Origin of the sequence: Chryseobacterium sp. CT-SW4, assembly GCF_048572715.1 — a bacterium.
Lineage (GTDB): Bacteria > Bacteroidota > Bacteroidia > Flavobacteriales > Weeksellaceae > Chryseobacterium.
This window is the reverse complement of sequence record NZ_CP183840.1, coordinates 215,596-239,795: the sequence shown is the minus strand read 5'-3', so window position 1 is coordinate 239,795 and position 24,200 is coordinate 215,596. Positions and strand designations below refer to the sequence as shown.

At 38.3% G+C, this 24,200-nt stretch carries 23 protein-coding genes and 1 riboswitch; of the genes, 11 read left to right on the top strand and 12 right to left on the bottom strand.

Features of this window, described 5'->3' with window-relative positions; translation table 11 throughout:
* Positions 1–160: 160 nt before the first annotated feature.
* The gene (locus tag ABJ974_RS01070; RefSeq protein ID WP_419869550.1) at positions 161–925 is read right to left on the bottom strand and encodes a WG repeat-containing protein; all 765 of its coding nucleotides are present in this window, start codon (positions 923–925) and stop codon (positions 161–163) included.
* A gap of 174 nt (positions 926–1,099) precedes the next feature.
* On the opposite strand from ABJ974_RS01070, the gene ABJ974_RS01065 reads away from it, so the two are divergent.
* Positions 1,100–3,370 carry an aconitate hydratase gene (locus ABJ974_RS01065; protein ID WP_419869549.1) on the top strand — a complete coding sequence of 757 codons (2,271 nt, stop codon included), beginning with the start codon at positions 1,100–1,102 and terminating at the stop codon, positions 3,368–3,370.
* Between the two features lie 133 nt (positions 3,371–3,503).
* Positions 3,504–5,720, top strand: a complete 2,217-nt coding sequence (locus ABJ974_RS01060; RefSeq protein ID WP_419869548.1) for a TonB-dependent receptor domain-containing protein — start codon at positions 3,504–3,506, stop codon at positions 5,718–5,720.
* Positions 5,721–5,782: 62 nt separating this feature from the next.
* Here the strand turns inward: ABJ974_RS01060 and ABJ974_RS01055 are convergent, their stop codons facing one another.
* The 11 genes from ABJ974_RS01055 to ABJ974_RS01005 all read right to left on the bottom strand — a co-directional run bounded on the left by ABJ974_RS01055 (position 5,783) and on the right by ABJ974_RS01005 (position 14,490).
* Positions 5,783–6,493, bottom strand: a complete 711-nt coding sequence (locus ABJ974_RS01055) for a HesA/MoeB/ThiF family protein (RefSeq protein ID WP_419869547.1) — start codon at positions 6,491–6,493, stop codon at positions 5,783–5,785.
* Positions 6,490–7,614, bottom strand: coding sequence for a 2-iminoacetate synthase ThiH (gene thiH, locus ABJ974_RS01050; RefSeq protein ID WP_419870936.1), 1,125 nt, complete (start codon positions 7,612–7,614; stop codon positions 6,490–6,492). The genes ABJ974_RS01055 and thiH overlap by 4 nt, the downstream gene beginning before the upstream one ends.
* A 3-nt stretch (positions 7,615–7,617) precedes the next feature.
* A complete protein-coding gene (locus tag ABJ974_RS01045) occupies positions 7,618–8,391 on the bottom strand; it encodes a thiazole synthase (RefSeq protein ID WP_419869546.1) in 774 nt (257 codons plus the stop codon).
* Positions 8,376–9,002: a thiamine phosphate synthase gene (locus tag ABJ974_RS01040; protein WP_419869545.1), complete on the bottom strand. Its 627-nt coding sequence runs from the start codon at positions 9,000–9,002 to the stop codon at positions 8,376–8,378. Before ABJ974_RS01040 ends, ABJ974_RS01045 begins: the two co-directional genes overlap by 16 nt.
* Positions 9,003–9,007: 5 nt before the next feature.
* Positions 9,008–9,595, bottom strand: coding sequence for a thiamine phosphate synthase (locus ABJ974_RS01035; RefSeq protein ID WP_419869544.1), 588 nt, complete (start codon positions 9,593–9,595; stop codon positions 9,008–9,010).
* A complete protein-coding gene (thiC, locus tag ABJ974_RS01030) occupies positions 9,592–11,403 on the bottom strand; it encodes a phosphomethylpyrimidine synthase ThiC (protein WP_419869543.1) in 1,812 nt (603 codons plus the stop codon). Before thiC ends, ABJ974_RS01035 begins: the two co-directional genes overlap by 4 nt.
* Positions 11,404–11,413: 10 nt before the next feature.
* Positions 11,414–11,620 carry a sulfur carrier protein ThiS gene (gene thiS / locus ABJ974_RS01025; protein ID WP_419869542.1) on the bottom strand — a complete coding sequence of 69 codons (207 nt, stop codon included), beginning with the start codon at positions 11,618–11,620 and terminating at the stop codon, positions 11,414–11,416.
* 56 nt (positions 11,621–11,676) lie between these two features.
* Positions 11,677–11,775: riboswitch (TPP riboswitch) on the bottom strand.
* 100 nt (positions 11,776–11,875) lie between these two features.
* Positions 11,876–12,553 carry an RluA family pseudouridine synthase gene (locus ABJ974_RS01020; RefSeq protein WP_419869541.1) on the bottom strand — a complete coding sequence of 226 codons (678 nt, stop codon included), beginning with the start codon at positions 12,551–12,553 and terminating at the stop codon, positions 11,876–11,878.
* Between the two features lie 9 nt (positions 12,554–12,562).
* Positions 12,563–12,871, bottom strand: a complete 309-nt coding sequence (locus ABJ974_RS01015; RefSeq protein ID WP_419869540.1) for a hypothetical protein — start codon at positions 12,869–12,871, stop codon at positions 12,563–12,565.
* 28 nt (positions 12,872–12,899) lie between these two features.
* Complete coding sequence (panB, locus tag ABJ974_RS01010) at positions 12,900–13,715, bottom strand: 3-methyl-2-oxobutanoate hydroxymethyltransferase (RefSeq protein ID WP_419869539.1); 816 nt, start codon at positions 13,713–13,715, stop codon at positions 12,900–12,902.
* Positions 13,716–13,776: 61 nt separating this feature from the next.
* Positions 13,777–14,490, bottom strand: a complete 714-nt coding sequence (locus tag ABJ974_RS01005) for a Crp/Fnr family transcriptional regulator (RefSeq protein ID WP_419869538.1) — start codon at positions 14,488–14,490, stop codon at positions 13,777–13,779.
* A gap of 91 nt (positions 14,491–14,581) precedes the next feature.
* Here ABJ974_RS01005 and ABJ974_RS01000 point away from each other — a divergent pair, with 91 nt between their 5' ends.
* The 9 genes from ABJ974_RS01000 (at position 14,582) to ABJ974_RS00960 (ending at position 24,184) form a co-directional block, all read left to right on the top strand.
* Positions 14,582–16,960: a heavy metal translocating P-type ATPase gene (locus tag ABJ974_RS01000; RefSeq protein ID WP_419869537.1), complete on the top strand. Its 2,379-nt coding sequence runs from the start codon at positions 14,582–14,584 to the stop codon at positions 16,958–16,960.
* A gap of 111 nt (positions 16,961–17,071) precedes the next feature.
* Positions 17,072–17,296, top strand: a complete 225-nt coding sequence (gene ccoS / locus ABJ974_RS00995; protein ID WP_419869536.1) for a cbb3-type cytochrome oxidase assembly protein CcoS — start codon at positions 17,072–17,074, stop codon at positions 17,294–17,296.
* A gap of 5 nt (positions 17,297–17,301) precedes the next feature.
* Complete coding sequence (ccoN, locus tag ABJ974_RS00990; protein ID WP_419869535.1) at positions 17,302–19,566, top strand: cytochrome-c oxidase, cbb3-type subunit I; 2,265 nt, start codon at positions 17,302–17,304, stop codon at positions 19,564–19,566.
* 17 nt (positions 19,567–19,583) lie between these two features.
* Positions 19,584–19,781 carry a cbb3-type cytochrome oxidase subunit 3 gene (locus ABJ974_RS00985; protein WP_419869534.1) on the top strand — a complete coding sequence of 66 codons (198 nt, stop codon included), beginning with the start codon at positions 19,584–19,586 and terminating at the stop codon, positions 19,779–19,781.
* Between the two features lie 6 nt (positions 19,782–19,787).
* Entirely contained in the window at positions 19,788–20,666 is an 879-nt protein-coding gene (locus ABJ974_RS00980; protein WP_419869533.1) for a c-type cytochrome, read from the top strand.
* 100 nt (positions 20,667–20,766) lie between these two features.
* Positions 20,767–22,218, top strand: coding sequence for a cytochrome c oxidase accessory protein CcoG (ccoG, locus tag ABJ974_RS00975; RefSeq protein ID WP_419869532.1), 1,452 nt, complete (start codon positions 20,767–20,769; stop codon positions 22,216–22,218).
* Positions 22,219–22,221: 3 nt separating this feature from the next.
* Positions 22,222–22,674, top strand: coding sequence for a FixH family protein (locus tag ABJ974_RS00970; RefSeq protein WP_419869531.1), 453 nt, complete (start codon positions 22,222–22,224; stop codon positions 22,672–22,674).
* Positions 22,665–23,432, top strand: a complete 768-nt coding sequence (locus tag ABJ974_RS00965; RefSeq protein WP_419869530.1) for a sulfite exporter TauE/SafE family protein — start codon at positions 22,665–22,667, stop codon at positions 23,430–23,432. The genes ABJ974_RS00970 and ABJ974_RS00965 overlap by 10 nt, the downstream gene beginning before the upstream one ends.
* Positions 23,433–23,449: 17 nt before the next feature.
* Positions 23,450–24,184: a hypothetical protein gene (locus tag ABJ974_RS00960; protein ID WP_419869529.1), complete on the top strand. Its 735-nt coding sequence runs from the start codon at positions 23,450–23,452 to the stop codon at positions 24,182–24,184.
* The last annotated feature ends 16 nt before the right edge of the window (positions 24,185–24,200 follow it).

The following is a 24,200-nucleotide window of genomic DNA, read 5'->3' as shown; positions in this document are numbered from 1 at the left end:
TTTAATGGAATAAAAGGGGATTTAAGATATGTAATTCTCGCAACCGTCCCTAAACAGCATTACCTGTTCAGGTTCATTGGGTATCATCTCAGCCTTTCACAGCACCCCTTTATTTCAGTCGCGAAATTACAAAAAATATGCTATTGAGCAAGCTTATCGATTAATAAGCTTTGTTATTTGCATCAATATAGTAATAATTTTTACCGTCTTTTGTTACTTCAAACATCTTACCTAGCTTCCAGCTATAGTTTCTTTTGATATCTGAATACTCGAAAGGGATAATAATATTGTTGTTCACATCTATCACTCCAAACTTATCGTTCATACTTGCGACAACCATCGGGTTTCCGATATTATCTCCTTCCATTACGTGTAAGTACTGGTATTTAGGATAGATTCTGTATTGGGAAGGATCGTCCGGATTCATGAACTTAGCTTCTTCCACGATACCGTAAAATCCGTTTGCCACGTAGGCCTGGAACTGTTGCTTTTTATATTCGCTTTTACAGATTCCTAAATCTTCATCTTTGTATTGGTAAACTCTTTTTCCGGTTTGGTCTATTCTATATGAAATCATATTTTTTTCAACCGTAGCATAGTCTTTTGTACCAAACTCTCTTGCTTTTTCATTGCTGGAATTAAGCAGGTTACAGTCTTCACTGAAAAAAACCGCGATATGGTATTCAGGCTGAATAATAAATTTCCCGGTCTGGTTTACGTACCCAAACTTTCCGTTTTTCTTTTTAGGGATCAAACGGGGAATATCCAGGTTACCATCCGGTACATTTCCTTTCTGAATGGAATCGTTTTCGGAATAAGTTGTTAAAGAATTTTTTGCATAGGAATTGCCTGCCGGTCTAGCTTGGGATTGAGAAAAGACCAGCAACAGAAGAAATACCCCTAAAAAGCGGATATTGTTACTCATAATCATCATTGTTTGTTTTTTGTTGACACAAAAGTAGAAAAAAAAACTTTGATATAGAAATTATAAAAATCATATTTATAAAGAATCTAAATAATTTCGTCTTCATAAACTAGTAAAATTTTGTAATTTTGGGAACATTTTAATTGTTTGATAATTTTAAAACATTTTTGAGATATGACATTTGATATTGATATGATCAAAAAGGTGTATGAGCGCTACCCGGATAGAATTGCTGCGGCAAGAAAAGCGGTTGGAAAGCCTCTTACATTATCAGAAAAAATACTATATACCCACCTTTGGGAAGGAAATGCTACACAAGCTTACGAAAGAGGAAATTCATATGTAGATTTTGCTCCGGACAGGGTAGCAATGCAGGACGCCACTGCTCAAATGGCACTTCTACAATTCATGCAGGCGGGAAAAGCTAAAGTGGCTGTACCTTCCACTGCACACGCGGATCACCTGATCCAGGCTAAAGTAGGAGCGGATAAAGATTTACAGGAAGGGATCAATAAAAATTCAGAAGTATTTAATTTTTTAAGTTCTGTTTGTGATAAATACGGAATCGGCTTCTGGAAGCCGGGAGCGGGAATTATCCACCAGGTTGTACTGGAAAACTATGCATTCCCTGGAGGTATGATGGTCGGTACCGACTCTCACACGGTAAATGCAGGAGGTTTAGGAATGGTGGCTATCGGTGTAGGAGGAGCTGATGCGGTAGACGTAATGGCAGGAATGGCATGGGAACTTAAAATGCCTAAACTTATCGGTGTAAAATTAACCGGAAAAATGAGCGGATGGACTTCTGCAAAAGACGTTATCTTAAAAGTAGCAGGAATTCTTACCGTAAAAGGAGGAACAGGATGCATCGTAGAATATTTCGGTGAAGGAGCTGAGTCTCTTTCAGCAACCGGTAAAGGAACAATCTGTAACATGGGTGCTGAAATCGGAGCTACAACTTCCACTTTCGGATATGATGATTCCATGAGAAGATATTTAGCAGCTACAGGAAGACAGGATGTAGTGGATGCTGCTGACCAAATAGCGGAACATTTAACGGGTGATGCTGAAGTGTACGCAAACCCTGAACAGTATTTTGATCAGGTTATTGAAATCAACCTTTCAGAATTGGCACCTCACCTTAACGGTCCTTTCACTCCGGATTTAGCAACTCCTGTTTCTGAATTCAGAGCTAAGGCTGAAGCTAACGGATGGCCGCTAGAAGTAGAATGGGCACTGATCGGTTCTTGTACCAACTCTTCTTACGAAGATTTATCAAGAGCTGCGTCTATCGTAGAAGATGCGGTAGCAAAAGGAGTAAAACCAAAAGCAATTCTGGGAATCAATCCTGGTTCTGAGCAGGTGAAATTCACCGCTGAAAGAGATGGGTTCTTAAATTCTTTCAGAAAATTTGAAAATGCAAGAATCTTTACGAATGCCTGCGGACCATGTATCGGACAGTGGGACAGAGAAGGTGCGGAAAAAGGAGAGAAAAACTCTATCATCCACTCTTTCAACAGAAACTTTGCAAAAAGAGCTGACGGAAACCCTAATACACACGCTTTCGTAGCTTCTCCGGAAATGGTAGCTGCAGTTGCGATTTCAGGTAGATTAGATTTCAACCCTATCACAGATACTTTAACTGCTGAAAACGGAGAGCAGGTAAGATTAGCCGAGCCTAACGGACATGAGCTTCCTTCCAAAGGATTTGCTGTGGATGATAACGGTTATCAGGCTCCATCTGAAGACGGATCAAGCGTAGTGGTGAATGTAAGCCCTACTTCTGACAGACTTCAGTTATTGGAAGAATTCCCAGCTTGGGACGGTAAAAACATTGAAGGTGCTAAAGTATTGATCAAAGCATTCGGAAAATGTACAACCGACCACATCTCTATGGCAGGACCATGGTTGAAATACAGAGGTCACCTTGATAATATTTCAAATAACATGTTGATCGGAGCTGTAAATGCTTACAACATGGAAACCAATAAAGTTAAAAACCAATTAACAGGTGAGTACGGAGAAGTTCCTGCTGTACAAAGAGCTTATAAAGCTGCAGGAATCCCATCCATCGTGGTAGGAGACCAGAACTACGGTGAAGGTTCTTCCAGAGAGCACGCTGCTATGGAGCCTAGACACCTTGGAGTAAAAGCCGTATTGGTAAAATCATTTGCAAGAATCCACGAAACCAACCTTAAAAAACAAGGTATGTTAGGATTAACATTTGCTAACGAAGCTGATTACGACAAAATCCTGGAAGACGACACTGTAAACTTCCTTGATCTGGATAAATTTGCTCCTGGAAAACAATTAACTCTTGAGTTTGTACATGCTGACGGTACTAAAGATATCATCATGGCAAACCATACTTATAACGACCAACAAATTGATTGGTTCAAAGCTGGTTCAGCTCTTAACCTGATTAAGAAACAAGAACAAAATTAATTGTTAGTTAGATCTTAAAAAAAGCCTTGCGTATTGCAAGGCTTTTTTTGTTTACGGAATATTTCATCCCATTAAAAATACTTATTGTAACAAAGTCCGGTTTTTAACGTCTAACCAACTAAAGTAATCGTTAATGAAAAAAGTCTTTTTTACACTTTCACTGTTAAGTACAATTACCATTTTCTCACAGGAAAAAAATACGGCCCCTGTAAAAGAAAAGGAAATTGAAGGTGTTACCCTCACCAAAACCAAAAAGGCGGTAGAGCAGAAAGCCGATCGTACTATTTTTGATTTTTCCGAACAGCCACAGCTTAATAACGGAAATGTATTGGAAGGAATTAAAAAACTTCCGGGGCTTGTTTCCACCGATATTGCCGGAATGATGTACCAGAGTAAAATCCTGGATGTATATCTGAACGGCAGACCTCTCAATATTACATCTAATGAGCTGAACTCTTTTTTAGAAGGAATGCCCGCCAATTCCGTAGACCGGATTGAAGTGATCACCCAGCCCGGCGCAGAATTTCCTGCCACTTCCGGAGGAGCCATTATGAACATTATTACCAATAAAAATGCTAATAAATATTTAACCGCTACCTATTCCGGAAATTATTCTTTTACCAATTATGATAAATTCAGGAGCAGGACTTCCAATTCCCTTAACCTGAATGCCAGAAATAAGTTTTTCGGGTGGCAGCTGAATGTAGGGCAAAATTATCGTGAAAGTATGCTGAATACCAATCAGGATAATTTATTATTAAGCAATAGTGACCGTATCGGACGTGGCTATTTTGCTAAATCAGGATTAACTTTTGACTTAGGTCTGGACAGGTTATTACTGAATTACGATATTTACCATAATTATAATGACAATTATACGACCAGCAACGGACTTGCCGATCTTCCTTATTACCTTAATCCTGATATTGTAAAAGAGGCCCGTTTTGAATCATTTGATGCTTCTACTACCAATAATTTACGTCAGGAAGCCGTAGTTACTTATCAGAAACGTTTTGAGGATAAAGCTCAGAAGCTTGATTTCCAGTTGGGATATACCCAGTCTGACAGTAAATTTAATCAGGACAATATTTTCAGGAACGGATTCTATACGGAAGACCAGGAGAACTTTTCTTTTCCGGGTTCCAATATTTTAAAAAACAAATCCCTGATGAGGGTCACCAATTTTAAAGTAGATTACTCCCAACCGATCAATATACTCGATGGCGGAAAGGTAAGCTTCGGAGGTTTATATGAAAAACAAAATTTCGATACCGAAAGCAAAGGACTTACCAACCTGGAATATCAAAGACAGACGGCATCCACTTATCTGGAATTCCAGGCTAAATTAAAAAAGTTTGATTTCATTGTAGGTTCCCGCGCGGAAAACTATGATATTTCAGGAGTTACAAGGGTTGTGGACAGTACGAATGCGGTTGTTCAGAAAGATCTGATTCCTTTTAATAAGTTTAAATGGTTTCCCAATGCAAGTGTTCAGTACAATGTGATGAACCAGGTGTATGTGGCAGCCAATTATAATAAAAAGATAAATCTCCCGAGTATTTCAGCTCTTAACCCGAATAATACCACTTTTGCAGGTCCCAATACACAGATCAACGGAAATCCGAATTTACAGCCTACTATATTTGATAATTATGAATTAAAGGTATCGGCATTTGATTATGCTTTCATCGGTTATAATGTAAGCTCAGCTAAAAATCAGGTGGCACAGATTATCAGAAGGGACGGAAAAAGTATTTATAATGAGCAGGTGAATATTTCGAGTATGACTATTCATAACTTCAATGTAGGTTTACCGGTTCCGTTTATGATCTTCAGTAAACCCCTGAGCGAAATCATGAAGTTTGATTTCAATCCTGATAAAATTAATTTCATGTATCTTTATGCAGGTTACCAGAAGCATGATATAGAAAATGTAAGCAATAAAGGCTTATGGATTTTTAATATTATGACCCAGATTATCTTGCCAAAGGATATTAAGCTTACTGCCAATTACAGCTATATTACCGCAAAATCCGGTTATTTTTATTTTATCGCCGAGAAACCTTTCAATAATTCCTTCGATATTACGCTTACTAAAAAATTTATGGATAACCGGCTGACACTTTCCCTGTTTGCCAATGATATTTTCAACAGCCAGCGAATGTATGTAAGATCTAATCCTCCATCAGGACAAAGTGTATTTTTAAGCAATAAATATGATACAAGGAATTTCGGCTTATCTATTAATTATAAAATTCCTACCCGGAATAAGCTGGCCAAAGAAGATCCAAATATCCTCAACACCAATAAAAAAGAAGACAACGGAGGCGTAATGCAGCCGGGACAATAATTCATATGATAAGGCTGACTCAATACGAATGAGCCAGCCTTGTTATAAATGGAATGAATGTTTTACAATTCGAGAGTCTGAAATCTCCAGTCCCGGGTGTCTATAAGGGTAAGCTGATTTAAAGGTACAGGCAAGCCCAATATTATTTTTAAAGTATGGTGGGCCATCATGCTCCCTACGATTCCTGGTAAAGAACCTAAAACTCCCAGGCTGTCACAATCCGGTATATCTTCTTCCAAAGGAGGATCCGGAAAAATGGCTCTCAAGTCTTTACTTCCTTTAAAATTGAATATCGCCACCTGCCCTGAAAACCCCTGTATGCTCCCATAAATTAATGGTTTTTCTAAATCCACACACTGATCATTAATAAGATAACGGGTGGTAAAATTATCTGAACAGTCAACAATAATATCATAAGGAGCGAGTATTTCCTTTGCATTAGATTCAGTCAGTTTCTTTTCAATTTCCTCTACTTTTACATCTGTATTAATAGCCTTTACAAACTGAACCGCACTTTTCACTTTGGAAACTCCGACAGTCTTTTCCGTATGAATTACCTGTCGGTTTAAATTATGAAGCTCCACCACATCAAAATCCGCTATTCCCAATAATCCCACTCCCGCAGATGCCAGATACTGAATAACAGGACTTCCCAGTCCGCCCGCTCCTACAATCAGAACTTGTGCATCCCGGATTTTCCTCTGTCCTTCCAGTCCTACCTCATCTATGAATACCTGACGGCTGTATCTTGCAAAATAATCTTTGGGTTTCATAAGCTAACACTATTATAGACCTTATCCCAGTCTTTCATTACAGGGTCATAACCGGCTGCTTTGATGACTTCTTTTATTTCTTCCATACTTCTCTCATCGCTGGTTTCAAATTGCTCCAATGATTCCCTGTCTACCGTATATCCACCGGGATTAGTTTTTGAACCGGCACTCATAGTAGTTGCACCCAGGGAAATAATATGATTACGGAAAAGCTCATTTTCCCTTGTGGAAATTGATATTTCAATATCTTCATTCCAGATCCGGTAGGCACAGATCAATTGGAGTAAGTCTTTATCTTCCATCACAAAATTAGGCTCTATTATCCCTTCTGCCGGTCTTAGGCGAGGAAAGGAAACCGAAAACCGGCTTCTCCAGTATTCTTTTTGAAGATAATTGATATGCAAGGCATTAAAAAAGCTGTCCACACGCCAGTCTTCAAGTCCCAAAAGAACTCCCAGACCTATTTTATGAATACCTGCAGCACCTATCCTGTCCGGTGTTTCCAACCTGAAATGAAAGTTGGATTTCTTCCCTTTAGGATGATATTGTTTATAAACTTCTTCATGATATGTTTCCTGATATACCAATACAGAATGAACTCCTTCCTGATGCAATAAAGAATATTCTTCTCCGGAAAGGGGCTGAACCTCTATTGAAATATTGGCAAAATGGGACTTCAATAATTTAACTGCATTAAGAAAATAAGAAATTCCCACCGTCTTATTCGCTTCTCCGCTCACCAACAGCAGATGATCAACTCCCATAGCCTTTAAAGCCATTGCTTCAAGCATTAATTCGGAATCGGATAATGTTTTTCTTTTTAATTTATTGTCCAGGCTGAATCCACAATAGGTACAAATGTTCTGACATTCGTTGCTGAGATAAAGGGGAGCATACAACTGAATTATTTTACCAAATCTTTTTTGGGTAATCGTTTGTGCCATAGCAGCCATCAGCTCCAGTTCCTGAGAAGCCACCGGAGAAATCAAATGTAGGAAATCCTCTATTGTCCTGTTCTTTTTATTCAAGCTTCTATGAACATCCGACAATGTGATCTCATCCATGCGTTCTTTTATACGCTCCCAACTATATTTTTCAAAAACCTGTTTAAAGCTGTTCATCATTTATTCAAATAAAAAAGAGGTCAGGGGACTTGAAGCTTCCGCGCTATGAGTAATGGTTCCTAATCCTGATTCATAAGCTCTTCTTCCGGCAATGACTCCTTCTTTAAAAGCTAATGCCATTTCGATCGGATTCCCTGCTACTGCGATAGCTGTATTTACCAATACCGCATCGGCTCCCATTTCCATTGCTTTCGCAGCATCAGAAGGAGCTCCTATTCCAGCATCCACAACTACCGGAACCTTAGTTTGAGCTATAATAATTTCTAAAAAATCCAGCGTCCGCAATCCTTTATTTGTTCCTATGGGAGCACCTAAAGGCATCACGACTGCTGTTCCCGCATTTTCAAGGCGTTTGCATAAAACAGGGTCAGCATGTATATAGGGCATCACAACAAATCCGAGCTTAGCCAGTTCTTCCGTTGCATACAATGTTTCAATGGGATCCGGTAATAAGTATTTCGGGTCCGGATGTATTTCCAGCTTTACCCAGTCGGTTTCCAGCGCCTCCCTTGCAAGCTGGGCTGCCAGTACCGCTTCTTTGGCTGTTCTTGCCCCTGAGGTGTTGGGTAAAAGATGAACTTGAGTCTGGTTTAAAGATTCTAGTAATTCATCTTCTTCGGAATGAATATCCAGTCTTTTCAATGCCATCGTCACCATATCGGTTTCTGAGGCGATAATGGACGAAACCATTTCTGACTTATTCCCAAATTTACCGGTCCCCAGGAACAACCTGGAATTAAAAGTCCGGTCCCTTATTTTTAATTTGTTATGCATTTTAAAAGTTTTTGTATTTCATAAGTAATTTGAGGTTTTCCGGTAATTTCTCCCGATATCGCCACTCCATGTAGACCTATTTCTTTAAGAGTCTCAATATCATTTAAGATGACCCCGCCAATAGCATAGATTTTCGGGAGCTCTGCTGATTGTTCATTCAGTTTCTGATAGATGTGACGGTATCCGTCAAAACCTAAGACCGGGCTCAATTTTTCTTTTGTGGGAGTATATCTCAAAGGCCCCAGCCCTATATAATCACACTCTTCTTCTATTCTGAGCTGCACATCTGAAAATGTGTTCGCAGTTCCCCCAATAATTTTATGGGGACCTAAAATCCTTCTTGCTTTTTTAACAGATCCATCACTCAACCCCAAATGGACTCCATCCGCATCTACTTCTTTTGCTATCTCAGTATGGTCATTGATGATACAAACTGCATGATATTCCGCACAGAGTATTTTTGCTTTATGAGATAATTCTCTTAAAAGACTTTCCGGGGCATTTTTCCATCGTACCTGAACCCACTTAACTCCCGCATCTAAAGACTGGTGTATATTCTTTTGCTGTTCCAGCGCTGTATTTCCCTGAGAGATATATTGTAATTCTTCCATGAAATTTAATTTTTAAAAATTTTCCTGCATTTTTTAAATGCTGACAAAGGATCTTCATTCTGCCATATAGCTCCCAGCAAGGCTATACCATCTATATTTTTATCTTTAATGACCGGGATTGTTTTCTCATCTATTCCTCCCAATGCTATTAATTTAACATCCTTATTATTCCTTTTCCCAATGGTATCTAAAAGTGTTGAATCTCTTCCGTGTCCCGGTTTGGAAATACTTGGAAAAACCGGACTTAAAAAGGCATATTCCCATTCTTTATTCAACCTGTTATATGAATCTATATCGTGAACAGAAGTGGAGCTCACTTTTCCTTCCTCATAAGGCGGATAGGTTTTATTTACTCTAGCCTGCTCCGTGAAATGAAATCTCGAGATCCCATATTGTTTTCCTGTTTCATGATAATTATGTAAAACAAGCTTCGGATAAAAGGATGCTTCTATTCCATCAAGGAGAACCTTTAGGTCTTCTTTTGTTCCATAGGGTTTGCGGATGTGAAGTAGTTCCAGCCCTTCTTCCAGTAACTTGTTGATCCCATCCGATTCCCTTTTGAAATACTGCTCCGGTGTGATAACAATGATCATAAATAGATTTCTTTTCCTCTTTCTATAAATTCTCTGGACTTATCCAGCATTCCGAGTTCTGCAGACTCCCGTATTTCCTGGGTAATTTTCATGGAGCAGAATTTAGGACCGCACATGGAACAAAAGTGTGCAATCTTAGCTCCCTCAGCAGGCAGTGTTTCATCGTGATAGGCTCGTGCCGTATCAGGATCAAGGGAAAGGTTGAACTGATCTTCCCACCTAAACTCAAACCTGGCTTTGCTCAAAGCATTATCTCTGTATTGGGCACCCGGATGTCCTTTGGCCAGATCGGCAGCATGAGCTGCAAGCTTATAGGTGATCACACCGTCTTTCACATCTTTTTTATTGGGTAGCCCTAAATGTTCTTTGGGTGTGACATAGCATAACATCGCACAGCCGAACCACCCGATCATCGCCGCTCCGATCCCCGAGGTAATATGGTCATAGCCGGGAGCTATATCCGTAGTAAGGGGTCCTAAGGTATAAAAAGGAGCTTCATGGCATTCTTTCAACTGCTTATCCATATTTTCTTTGATCATGTGCATAGGAACATGGCCAGGTCCTTCTATCATTACCTGTACATTATGTTTCCATGCTATCCGGGTTAATTCCCCCAAGGTTTCCAGCTCAGCAAATTGGGCGGCATCATTGGCATCCGCAATAGATCCCGGACGTAAGCCGTCACCCAAAGAAAATGCAACATCATATTTTTTCATGATTTCACATATTTCTTCAAAATGGGTATAGAGAAAATTTTCCTGATGGTGATAAAGGCACCATTTTGCCATAATAGAACCTCCCCTTGACACAATTCCGGTTATCCGGTTGACTGTAAGGTGGATATACCGGAGGAGAACTCCGGCATGAATGGTAAAATATGAGACTCCCTGCTCAGCCTGTTCGATGAGGGTATCTTTAAATATTTCCCAGGTAAGATCTTCCGGAACTCCTTTTACTTTTTCCAACGCCTGGTAAATAGGCACGGTACCAATGGGAACCGGACTGTTTCGGATAATCCACTCTCTGGTTTCATGGATATTTTTACCTGTCGATAAATCCATAATCGTATCTGCTCCCCACCGGCATGCCCAAACTGCCTTTTCTACTTCCTCTTCGATACTGGAAGACACCGCACTGTTTCCGATATTGGCATTGATCTTAACCAGAAAATTACGTCCGATAATCATCGGTTCGCTTTCAGGATGGTTAATATTATTAGGAATTATGGCTCTCCCCGCTGCTATTTCATCCCTTACAAATTCCGGGGTAATCCTATTTTTAGGCGTAAGGGCTCCAAAGCTGTTTCCGGGATGCTGGGCTTTTAACTCTTGCGGAACTTCACTAAGCTGCTCAATACGTTGGTTTTCCCTTATCGCCACATATTCCATTTCAGGAGTAATGATCCCCTGCCTGGCATAATAAAGCTGAGTGATTTCTTTTTCCTTCCTCGCTACTTTAGGCTGATGATTATAGGAAAAACGAAGCTGATCCAGGCTGGAGTCTGCGAGACGTGCTTTTCCGTATTCGGAAGTGATATCTTCTAAAATATCTACATCATTTCTGTCCAGAATCCATTGCTCTCTGATCCTTGGAAGTCCTTTGATGATATCAATCTCTGCATTTTCATCGGTATAGGGGCCTGAGGTATCATAGACCGTCACGGGAGGATTGTACTCTAAATTTCCATTGGAAAGCTTTGTAGGGCTTAAAGAAATTTCCCGCATGGCGACATTAATCGGATAAACCTTGCCTTTAATATAGACCTTTTTGGAGTTCGGAAAGGGTGAACGTGTAATTGAATAAGCCATAGAATTATATTTAGCCACCCTGGGTAGCGGTTATTATTAAAATTGAATCTTTATTCTTAAGCATTGTTTCCGCCCAGGACGAACGGGGAATAATATGATTGTTAACAGCTACTGCAATTCCCTTTTTCTGCTGGGGAATTTCCATAGTCATCAATACTTCCAGATTACCGGGAAGTATCTCAAATGTCTTTTTTGTGTGATTGATTATAAGTTCCATTCCTAATTTTTTAATACACTTTAGGAATGGCCATTATTGTACAATAGAATGTACAGCAAAAGTCATCTACTTTTTCCTACGCTAGTATGATCTAGAATCAGGTTCAAAGGGTAAAGTCTCAGCCTGTTGTTTAACAGACACCCCTAAAGCATGGAGCGAAGTTAATTATTTTTTCAGAATATGCAAAATTTTGGTTTTATTTAAATAAAAAAGACTACCTGCATTGAGATAGTCCGCATTTATATTTAATTACCATTAATCTTCACATGCTCTCCACACCGCATCATTTTGAGGAACGGGGGCCACCACTTTTATTTTTTCTTTTGTAACGGGATGAATAAATTCCAGTTTTCTGGCGTGCAGGTTTATACCACCATCCGGATTGGAGCGGGGCGAACCGTATTTTAAATCTCCTTTGATCGGCACTCCTGTTTTGGATAACTGAGCTCTGATCTGATGATGTCGTCCGGTTTCCAGGTCGATTTCAAGAAGAAGATAATTATCTAAACTTTTAATAACGTTATAAGTCAATATCGCTTCCTTGGCTCCTTCAGTAGCTTTAGGAAAAACAATTGCTTTGTTATTTTTCTCATTTTTTTTCAGATAGTGAATCAGGCGTTGGGTTTGGGGAATAAGATCTTTAGCCACCACCGCCCAATAGGTTTTCTTTATTTCCCGGTTCTTTACCATTTGTGTCAAACGGGATAATGCTTTGGATGTCTTAGCATAAATAACCAAACCGGACGTAGGGCGGTCAATACGATGAACCAGACCGAGAAATACATTTCCCGGTTTTGCATCTCTTACCTTAATAAAATTCTTTATAGAATCCAGTAATGACTCATCCCCGGTTTTATCTCCCTGGACGAGCTGCCCTACTTTTTTATTAATTATTAAAAGGTGGTTATCTTCATAAAGAATCTGATCTTCCATAAATTTCATTTAAAGCATATGTCTCGACCTGTTGGATAAAGAAAAAATAATTCCAATGATGAGACCGATAGTCTTTATTACTGCAAAACGGGTATCTGTAAATACATAAGCTCCGAGTACACACATCAGTGCTGCCGCATACATTGGAAAAGCAAGGCTTCGGTTGGAAAGGAAAGTCGCTTCTGCAAAAAAACCAATACCTATCAAAATATAAAATATTTTCCCGGACAAAATGCTGTTAATTTCCGGAGAAAAGAAATTAAATAACCCTGCCCCCAGGCATACCAGGGCAATAATAGAAATAATTCCTTGTGTCATTCTGTGTTCTTAATAAAAATATATCAAATTAATAACTTTCTTTTTCGTTTGGAAAATCCATTTCTTTTACATCTTTAACGTATTGGGCAACTGCTCCTGTAATTTCGGTGTAAAGATCAAGATATCTTCTTAAAAATTTAGGGGTAAATCCTTTATTCATCCCTACCATATCATGATATACCAACACCTGCCCGTCACAGTGAGGTCCTGCTCCTATTCCAATGGTAGGAATGGAAATACTTTCCGTAACCCTTTTTGCTAATTCCGCAGGGATCTTTTCTAAAACGATGGAGAAGCATCCCAGTTCTTCTAAAAGTTGAGCATCACTTATCAGCTTTTCAGCTTCAGCATCCTCTTTTGCTCTTACCTTATAGGTTCCAAACTGATAAATAGACTGAGGCGTCAACCCTAAATGTCCCATTACCGGGATCCCGGCATGGATCAGCTTTTTTACCGGCTTGGAAATCTCTTTCCCTCCTTCAATCTTAATAGCATGGGCACCTCCTTCTTTCATCATTCTTACTGCAGATTCAAGTGCTTTTTCCGCATTGCTCTGATAAGTACCAAAAGGAAGGTCTGCAACAATCAATGCCCTGTCTATTCCACGAACCACACTTTGTGTATGATAGATCATCTGATCTAAAGTGATGGGTAAGGTGGTTTCATATCCTGCCATTACATTGGCAGCAGAGTCACCAATCAATACGGCATCTACTCCCCCAGCATCCACCATTCTGGCTGTGGTAAAGTCATATGCGGTAAGCATCGTAATCTTTTCCTTATCGAATTTCATTTTTCGTAAGGTTTCGGTAGTAACCTTTTTAATTTCGGAGTGAACAGACATAAAAAATATGGGAATTAAAAGTTAAAAAGTCGGCTTCAGCCGACTTAAATTTTTGTATAGATTATAAAACTACGTGTCCGAGTTTCATGAGTTTATCGTGATTCAATATCTTGATATTTCTCCCGTCAACTTCTATCAGATTATCTTGTTTAAATTCTGAAATAAGACGAATGGCACTTTCGGTAGCAGTTCCTATGATATTAGCAATTTCTTCTCTGGTTAAGGAAATTTTGATAAACCCTTCCGGATCAACTCCTAATTTCTGCTCCAAAAGCAATAAAATCTCGGCCAATCTTTCTCTGACTGTTTTCTGAGCAAGGAATGTAATCGTATTAGAAGATTCTCCCAACTCATAAGAGATTTTCTGAAGCATTACAAAAGCTAACTGCGGGTCCACCTCCAGCAAATACATGAACATATCTGCGGGTAGAAATATACATTCAATATCCGTCATCGCTTCCGCCTTCGCCTGGAAATTTTCTCCACAAAGCAAAGAACGATAGCCTATAATATCCCCTTCTTTAATAAATCTCAAAATCTGATCTTTACCAAATGCTCCTGATTTAGAAAGTTTAGCAGCTCCTTTTTCTATGACAAACACACCTTTAGGAGCTTCCCCATCCTCAAAAATAACTTCATGTTTCTGGAAGTTCAACTTTTTTTTAGCACTCAGATATTTTTCATAATCCGGGGCGGAAAGTCTTTCCTTAAATGATTTATCATTAAAAACTCTGGCGAACCTCTCTTCAATAGCAATTTGTTGTTCCTGCGACATTCTATATGATATTTATCACAAAAATATAACTTTTTAACTCCATAAACAAAAAAAATTGTTATAATTTTGTATGTCAATAATATAGTTGGAGGTGAGTGAAAATTGTTATCATTGTGGGCAGGTCATAGAAAAGGAAAGAATTTCTTTTGATGACAGGATTTTTTGCTGCAATGGCTGCAAGTCAGTATACGAAATACTGAATACCAATAATTTAAGTAATTTTTACGAATTAAATAAAAAAGCAGGAATCCGTCCAAGTGATGAAAATTCTTCACAATTCGATTATCTGGACACTCCTGAAATTTTCGATAAAGTAACTGATTTCTCAGAAGGAAACACCAGTCTTGTTACTTTTAAAATTCCCGTAATCCATTGTTCTTCATGTATATGGCTTTTAGAAAGCCTTCATACACTTAACAAAAATATAAAATACTCCCAGGTCAATTTTACGAGGAAGACCTTACAAGTCTCATTCAATCATAACGACCTGAAATTAAGTGAACTAGCTAAATTTTTAACTAATCTGGGTTATAAGCCTGTCATTAATTTAGAAACCGTTGATCAAAAGGAAGAACATTTTGACCGCTCTCTTTTGATAAAATTTGCCATTGCCGGATTTGCTTTCGGGAACGGTATGTTTTTAAGCTTTCCAGAATATTTCGGAGCCAATGACAGCTGGGTAGAGGAAAACAAAAATTTCTTCAGACTGATTTTATTCCTTTTTGCTACCGTAATCGTATTTTATTCCGCATCAGATTATTATAAATCCGCATGGTACGGCCTTAAAAATAAAATCATCAATATTGATGTCCCTATTGTTCTCGGTATTTTCATGCTTTACGGAAGGAGTATTTATGAGGTTGTAACCGATTACGGACCGGGCTATTTCGACACTTTATGCGGATTATTATTCTGGATGCTTCTCGGGAAGATATTCCAGAAAAGAACTTACAGTGCACTTTCGTATGACCGTGACTATAAATCTTTCTATCCTATTGCGGTAACCAAAGTTGATTTCAATGGTAAGCAGGAAAATATATTACTGTCCAATATCCAGATTGGAGACAGGATTTTGGTAAGGAACCAGGAAATCATACCGGTAGATACGATCCTCATCAATGGTGAAGGAAATATTGACAACAGTTTTATTACAGGCGAAAGCGTAAGCATTAGCAAAAAACCCGGAGATAAAATTTTCGCAGGCGGAAAACAGCTGGGTTCATCCCTGGAACTGGAAGTCATTAAAAATGTCAATCAAAGCTATTTAACCCAGCTTTGGAATAAAGAGGCATTTAAAAAACATGAAACAGGATTGGACACACTGACCAACAGCATCAGTAAGCAATTCACATTCATCATTTTAGGTATAACTTTAATCGCAGGAATTTATTGGTATTTCATTGATCTGGAAAAAATGTTCCAGGTGGTTTGTGCCATTTTGATTATTGCATGCCCATGTGCACTTGCATTATCCGCGCCTTTCACTTTCGGCCACATTATGAGAATTTTGGGCAGAAATAAGTTTTATGTAAAAGATACTCTTACCATAGAAAAGATCGCTAAGATCAACACTTTGGTTTTTGACAAAACCGGAACTATCACTCACAGAAAAAAATCCAGCATAAAATATGAAGGTGAAGTCATTCCGGAATCCGATCTTTCCAATATAAAATCCCTTCTGAAAAACTCTAATCACCCTCTTTCCAAATCTTTGTATGAGTTTATTGAAATACCGGATGATTATCTTCCTGTAGACAATTTCCGGGAAATATCCGGAAAGGGCTATGAAGCCAGCGTAAGAGGAAATATTTATAAAATCGGTTCTGCACGCTTTAACGAGCAGGAATCTAAAAATCTTGAGACAGCAGTCTACATTAGCAGGAATAATGAATTTTTAGGAAAATTTATTTTCAAGAATGAATACCGTGAAAATCTTAAAAATCTCTTTAAAAAGCTTACTCATTATAAGATATTTATTTTAAGTGGAGACAATTCTTCCGAGGAAAATCAATTAAAGGAGATCATACCTAGTTACAGTGCTATGGCCTTCAATCAAAGCCCGGAAGACAAGCTCAATTATATTAAAGAACTTCAGGACCAGCAATTAAAAGTTGCCATGCTTGGTGACGGACTGAATGATGCCGGTGCGCTGAAACAAAGTAATGTGGGTATTGCAATTGCAGACGATACCAACTCTTTCACTCCTTCTTCTGACGTAATCATGGACGGAGAAAAAGTAGTGACTTTAGACCGTTACTTAAATGTATGTAAAGGCTCCATTACTATTGTAAAACTCACATTCATAATCAGTTTTTTATACAATATTATCGGTTTAAGCTTTGCTGTGACGGGACATATGTCGCCATTATTTGCGGCTATATTAATGCCGATAAGTTCTATAACGGTTGTTGCATTTACCACTTTTTCAACCTGGCTGTTAGGTAACAAATATTTTGGTAAAAAGTCTTGAAAACCCTCTTATTTAGATTGATTTTAAATTAATACATTTTAGTATTTAGTGATGAATATCATTATTTTTCACTAAATTTGAACCCCGAAAATAGGTTAATTTTGTTGTCCAATGGATATTCTTTATTTGATGATCCTGTGCAGTGTTTCTTTGGCTGCGATTTTTCTGGTCGTTTTTATAGTAAACGCCAAAAAAGGGCAGTTTGAAGATGATGAATCTCCTGCCGTAAGAATACTTTTTGACTCCGATGAAGTGAAGGAAGACGAAAGTAATGGCAACAAAACTGACGAAAAGGAAAATGGAGATAATAAAAAATTTGAAGAAAAAAGTGAATAGTTGATATGGAAACACAAAAGTTTAGTTATGACAACAGTATTGTTCGGGCATTTCTTTACGCGACCATTGTATTTGGGCTTGTAGGGTTTTTGTTTGGGCTTACGGCAGCATTAATGCTCTTTTACCCGGAACTTCCTGAATTCTTATTCGGTACAGATGATACCACCATTAAGAGTTTGGCTTCCGGAAACATACAGGGTTTAGTAAATACCCACGGAGCGTTTGGATTTGGAAGAATCAGAATGTTGCATACCAGTGCGGTGATTTTCGCATTCGTATGTAATATTGTTTTTACTGGTGTTTATTATTCTTTACAGAGATTATTGAAAACGAGAATGTACAGTGACACCCTGTCATGGTTACATTTCTGGACATGGCAAATCATGATCGTTGCTGTAGTGATCACCTTCTTTATGGGGATCAATACTTCTAAAGAATATGCTGAACATGAGTGGCCTATTGATATATTAATTACAGTTTCCTGGGTGATTTTCGGAATCAACATGTTTGGTACCATCGCCAAGAGAAGAGTAAGACACCTTTATGTAGCAATCTGGTTCTATATCGGAACATGGATTGCAGTGGCTATGCTGCATATCTTCAACAACCTTGAAGTACCTTTATCTTTCACAAGCTGGAAATCCTATTCCATGTATGCGGGAGTAAAAGATGCTATTGTACAATGGTGGTATGGTCACAATGCGGTAGCATTCGTACTGACAACTCCTGTACTGGGTCTGATGTATTATTTCTTACCTAAAGCAGCAGATCGTCCGGTATTCTCTTATAAACTTTCAATTATCCACTTCTGGTCATTGCTATTCGTATATATCTGGGCTGGTCCTCACCACCTTCAATATACTGCTTTACCTGCCTGGGCTCAGGCATTGGGAACCGGGTTCTCAATTATGCTGATCGCTCCGTCATGGGGAGGTATGCTAAACGGGCTTCTTACATTAAGAGGTGCCTGGGATAAGGTAAGAGAAAATCCTATACTAAAATTCTTTGTAGTAGCGGTTACCTGTTATGGTATGGCGACTTTTGAAGGACCGCTTTTAGCTACAAAATCATTAAATAAAATCGGTCACTTTACAGACTGGGTGATCGGACACGTTCACTTAGGTGCTCTTGGATGGAATGGTTTCATGGCATTCGGGGTAATCTATTACTTAGTACCGATCATGTGGAGAACCAAACTTTGGTCTGTGAAACTGGCTAACTGGCATTTCTGGTTAGGAACATTAGGAATTATTTTCTATGCGGTTCCAATGTATATTTCAGGATTCACTCAAGGGTTAATGTGGAAACAATTCAACCCGGATGGTACCCTGTTATGGAAAAACTGGCTAGATACCGTAACGGCTATCATTCCATATTTTAAAATGAGATTCGTAGGAGGGTTATTCTATCTTGCCGGAGCAATCTTAATGGTAGTGAACGTAATCGCTACTGTAAGAAAAGGATCATTCCAAAAAGAAGTTCCTGCTGAAGCTCCTGCATTGGCAAATATCGGCAACACCCGTAAACAAGGAGAAGGAGTTCACCTTTGGATCGAAAGAATGCCTTTATTATTAGGTATCCTGGCATTCATAACAGTTGCTATCGGAAGTATGGTTGAAATCATCCCTACTTTATCCCTTAAGAAAAGTGTTCCTACTATCGCAGCAGTGAAGCCTTATTCACCACTGGAGCTGGAAGGAAGAGATATTTATATCAGAGAAGGCTGTAATGCTTGTCACTCACAGGTAATCAGACCATTCAGAGATGAAGTAGTAAGATTTAACGGTAAAAACGGACAGTATTCCAAAGCCGGAGAATTTGTGTACGACAGACCATTCCTATGGGGTTCTAAAAGAACAGGTCCGGATTTACACAGAGAAGGAGGTAAAAACCCAAGTTCATGGCATTATAAGCACATGTATAACCCAAGATCAACATCAGCAGGTTCTATCATGCCACGTTACCCTTGGTTAATTACAAATGACTTAGACCGATCTAATATGGTAGACAAAATTAAGCTTATGAAAAGTGCATTCGATGTACCTTATACCAAAGCTAATATAGATTCAGCCAATACATGGGCAGATAATCAGGCTGCCAAGATCGTAAAAGATATTTTCTCCGAAGCAGCAGACTTGAAGGACGCCTATGCTAAGAGGCCAAAAGGAGAATTGGAGAAAAAAGAAATTGTGGCTCTTATTTCTTATCTGCAAAGATTAGGAACCGACATTAAAACGACTGAAATACAAACAGCAAGTAATAATAACTAAAAACATTAAACAGTTCAATGATTCCTCAGAATTTTAAAGACATATTATCCAATACAGAGAATGCTGGTTTTTATCAGACATTGGCCCTGATATTCTTTATGCTATTCTTTGTAGCTCTGATCATCTATGTATTTAGCAGGCCTAAAAAACATTATCAGGAAGAAGAGAATGCTCCTCTAGAGGATGATGAGGACGAATTTGATTCAAAAAATTAAACGATTATGAAACAAAGGACACCCGTTTTTGTAAACATCTTAATAATAATTGGACTCTTAATAGTTTTTTATTATTTGTTTGTTCAGAGTTATGTATTTTTCGCTTCTCCTTATTTCTGGGGAACAGTAGTGATAAGCTGTATTTTGGCTTATATCCACAGTGCCATCGGAGATATTATTGAGAATAATAAATTTAAAAAGCTATCTGCTGAAGAAAAGGCTGCTTATATCGCAGAAAAGAAAATACCTTACTTCAAAAGATTATATGACAGTGCTTTCAAAAAGCAGTCTGCAACAGAAGAGAAAGATATCCTTATCGACCATGGTTTCGATGGAATCATGGAGCTGGATAATCAGTTACCGAAATGGTGGCTAGGATTATTCTGGTTTGGTACGGCTTTTTGTATAGTATATATGGCAGCTTATATTTTTACAGACTTCGCAAGTCCTATTAAAGAATATGATGCTGAATATAAAGCTCAGATTGCAAGTATTGCGGAATTTGAAGCAACCCAGCCTCCTGTTACTATTGAAACGGCAGTATTCTCCGAAGATAACGTAGCAGCTGGTGAAGAAGTTTTCAAAACCAACTGTGTATCTTGTCACTCTGAAGGAGGACGAGGAGGAATTGGTCCTAACTTGACAGATAACTACTGGCATAACCAGGATGAGAAGACATTATTTAAAAATGTTTTCCATATTGTTGACAATGGGGTTGCCGGTACTGCAATGCAGGCATGGGGTAAAAACGGAGTTCTTACAGGACGTGACATTCAAAATGTAGCAGCCTATGTGTATCACATTAACCAAGAACAGCCTCCTATTACTCCTGCTGAAGGTGGAGCTCCTCCATATGGAGAAGAAGCGCATTGGGAAAAACAGTAAATAATTAAAATTTAAAATATACATGAAACATAATTTGTTATTAGTTTGAAAAAATAGAATAGCAAATTATGTTTTTTTCTTTTTTAAAATCTTAGAAAAAATGTCAGATATAGAAGAAATAGCACGTGGCGGACAAGGACAGGTTTTGGATCCTGAAACCTACAGGGATTCTATAGGGACAATGGATCAATCCGGAAAAAGAAAATGGGTCTATCCCAGAAAACCAAAAGGAAAGTTTACCAATTACCGGAATATCGTAAGTTATATTCTGCTGATTATCTACTTTTCAATACCTTTTATAAAAATCAATGGAAACCCTCTCTTATTATTCAATGTAATTGACCGGGAGTTTTTCATACTGGGACAACCCTTTTATCCTCAGGACTTTTTTATACTTACACTAGGGGCCATAGCTTCCATTATATTCATTATTGTATTTACCATTGCTTATGGTAGGATCTTCTGTGGATGGATATGTCCGCAAACGATTTTCCTGGAAATGATTTTCCGTAAAATAGAATATGCTATTGAAGGGGACAGAAATAAGCAGATGAAGCTTGACAGACAAGCCTGGAATAGTGAGAAGATTTGGAAAAGAGGTTTAAAATGGACCATATATATCATTATTTCGCTGATAATTACTCACTTTATGTTTATGTATATAGTGGGATATCAGGAAGTATTTAAGATCATTTCGGAAGGTCCGTTTGCCAACCCTACCAACTTTATGGTAATGATTCTTTTTACAGCGGCTTTCTATTTTGTATTTGCCTGGTTCAGAGAGCAGGTATGTACATTGGTTTGTCCTTACGGAAGATTGCAGGGAGTTTTAATTGATAAAGAAACCATTAATGTATTCTACGACTTCAAACGTGGAGAAAACAGAGCTAAATGGAGAAAGGGTGAGGATAGAAAAGCAGCCGGCAAGGGAGACTGTATAGACTGCCACCAATGTGTAGTGGTATGCCCTACCGGAATTGATATCAGAGACGGACAACAATTGGAGTGCGTAAACTGTACTGCATGTATTGATGCCTGTGATGAAGTAATGGTAAAAGTAGGCTTACCTAAAGGATTGATACGCTACGCCACGGAAAATGAAATTGAAAAAGAGATTCCATTCAAGTTTACAGCAAGGATGAAAGGTTTCGCGGTTGTACTTGCCTTATTGGTTGGTTTCTTAGGCTATCTCCTGTATAACAGAGGGGAAATGGAAGCCAAATTCATAAAACCTGCCGGAAGCACGTTTTTTGTAAGAGACGGACAAATTACCAATACTTACAATTATACTTTCCTGAACAAAACGAACGAGAAAAAGGTGGTAACCGTAAAAGTAATAGAACCTAAAAACGGGGTTATTACTTATAGTGCCTCCAGTATGATAACTGTGGATAGAGATAAAATCACAAAAGGGACCATTAATATAAGTTTCCCTGAATCCGAAATGAACCTTTCCAAGCAGAATATCACTATCGGTGTATATGACACCAAAGGAAAACTTATTGACTCTTATCAAACCTATTTTGAAGGGCCATTTAAATTACAATTTTAAAGAATGAAAAATTTTAGTTGGGGACACGGTGTTATTGTTGCATTAGGAGCGTTTATAATCTTTATTTTATCCATGATTTTTCTTTTTCCGAACGGACAAAAAAATTCAGAGATGGTAACTGATAATTATTATGAAGAGGAGCTTCAATACCAAAGTGTAATTGATGCAAAAAAAAGAGCGGATGCTTTGGGAGAGAAACCCGTATACTTTCAGGATAAAACAGGTATTAAGATAAGTTTTCCAAAAGAAAACAACAGTTCTAATACCATCGTAAATTTTGTTCTGAACAGAACGGATGATCAGAACCTGGATATTAAAAAAACTGAAGTTCTGAATGCCGGAAATTCAATATTTATTCCCGCATCAGTATTAAAGCACGGAAATTATACCTTACGACTGATGTGGACGAAAGATAAGCTTGATTACAGGCTTGATTATGATGTGATATGGAAATAGCACTTATTTTATCGGCAATAGGCTTAGGCTTCGCATCCGGTTTTCACTGTATCGGAATGTGCGGTCCTATTGCTCTGTCGATGGGATTAACAAAAAAACAGGCTACCAATTACTATCTTCAGAACCTCACTTATCAATTCGGAAGGATATTTACTTATTCACTTCTGGGAGCTTTATTAGGCATTATAGGACAAGGTTTTGAGATGGCAGGATTTCAGCGGTACTTAACAATCATTGTGGGAATCCTTTTAATTGTAATGGCTGTTTTTTCTTTTGGTGGTAAAGATTTTGCTTCGAAAATACCTTTCTTTTCAAAGTTTTTATTTTCCGTTAAATCTAATTTGGGCCGCCTTCTCCAAAAAGCAGACTACCGTTCAAGGTTTACCACGGGTATCCTTAATGGTTTTTTACCATGCGGAATGGTTTATATGGCTCTTACCGCAAGTCTGGCAAGCGGAGGAATATGGCAGGGAGCTTTATATATGGCTTTATTCGGGATGGGAACATTACCTTTCATGTTTGCTGTAGTATTGGTCGGAAATTTAGTTAACCAGGCTTTCAGAACCAAAGTTTTAAAAGCCATTCCCATTCTTATGATTATCCTTGGCGGTTTATTTGTCCTCAGAGGCCTTGAACTGGGAATTCCCTACGTATCACCCAGAGCTGAAGCCATGACCATTTCAAAGGACAATAACGGAGATTGTCATCTTGAAGGAGACCACAGTACACACCAGCATAATTCTGGGAACTGTCATTAACTATAAAAAACTACATCATGAAGCATCTGATATTCATCTTTTCCATTGTGAGCTTTTTTGCACTGCAATCCTGTTCGCTCAATTCTGAAGTCACCTATTATAAAGATTCCACTTCAACAGTCACTGCCGATCTGGATATGAAAGAAATGATCTCTTCATTCAAGTCTATGTTTGCTGACTCCCTTAAGAATAAAAAAGAACTGGAAGAAATAGAAAAGCTACCAAGAACCTGGACCAGCATTTACGATCTGGAAAAGAAAGAAGGAAAGATCTCCAAGGATCCGGATTCTGTCCGGATTATGAAAAAGGTGTTCATGAAATCGAATTTTGATCAGAAGGATTTTACGGGGATATCTTTTAAAATGGACCGTTTTGCTCCTTCTGACTACAATTATATCAAAAAAGGATTTTCCAAGGCAGATAACCTACCTATTGATATCAATACGGTTAATAACTGGAACGGAAAAACACTCACTATCAATACCGATGATTTCAATAAGGAAATGATGTTACCTGAAGGTGATGATACCAGTAAAGCAGAAACACTGCAAATGATGCAGATGATGTATAAAGAAGTAAATATTACTTTAAAATTTGAGAATAAAATCAAATCCATTACAGGCCGCCATGACTGGATTACTCAAATGGACGATCATACGGTAAAAGTAACTTATGATATGGAAGCCCTTTCTGGAGAAAATAAGAAACCTTTCATAAATGCTGATAAGAAGATTGTTATTACAACTGAATAATAAAATAAAAGCCTCC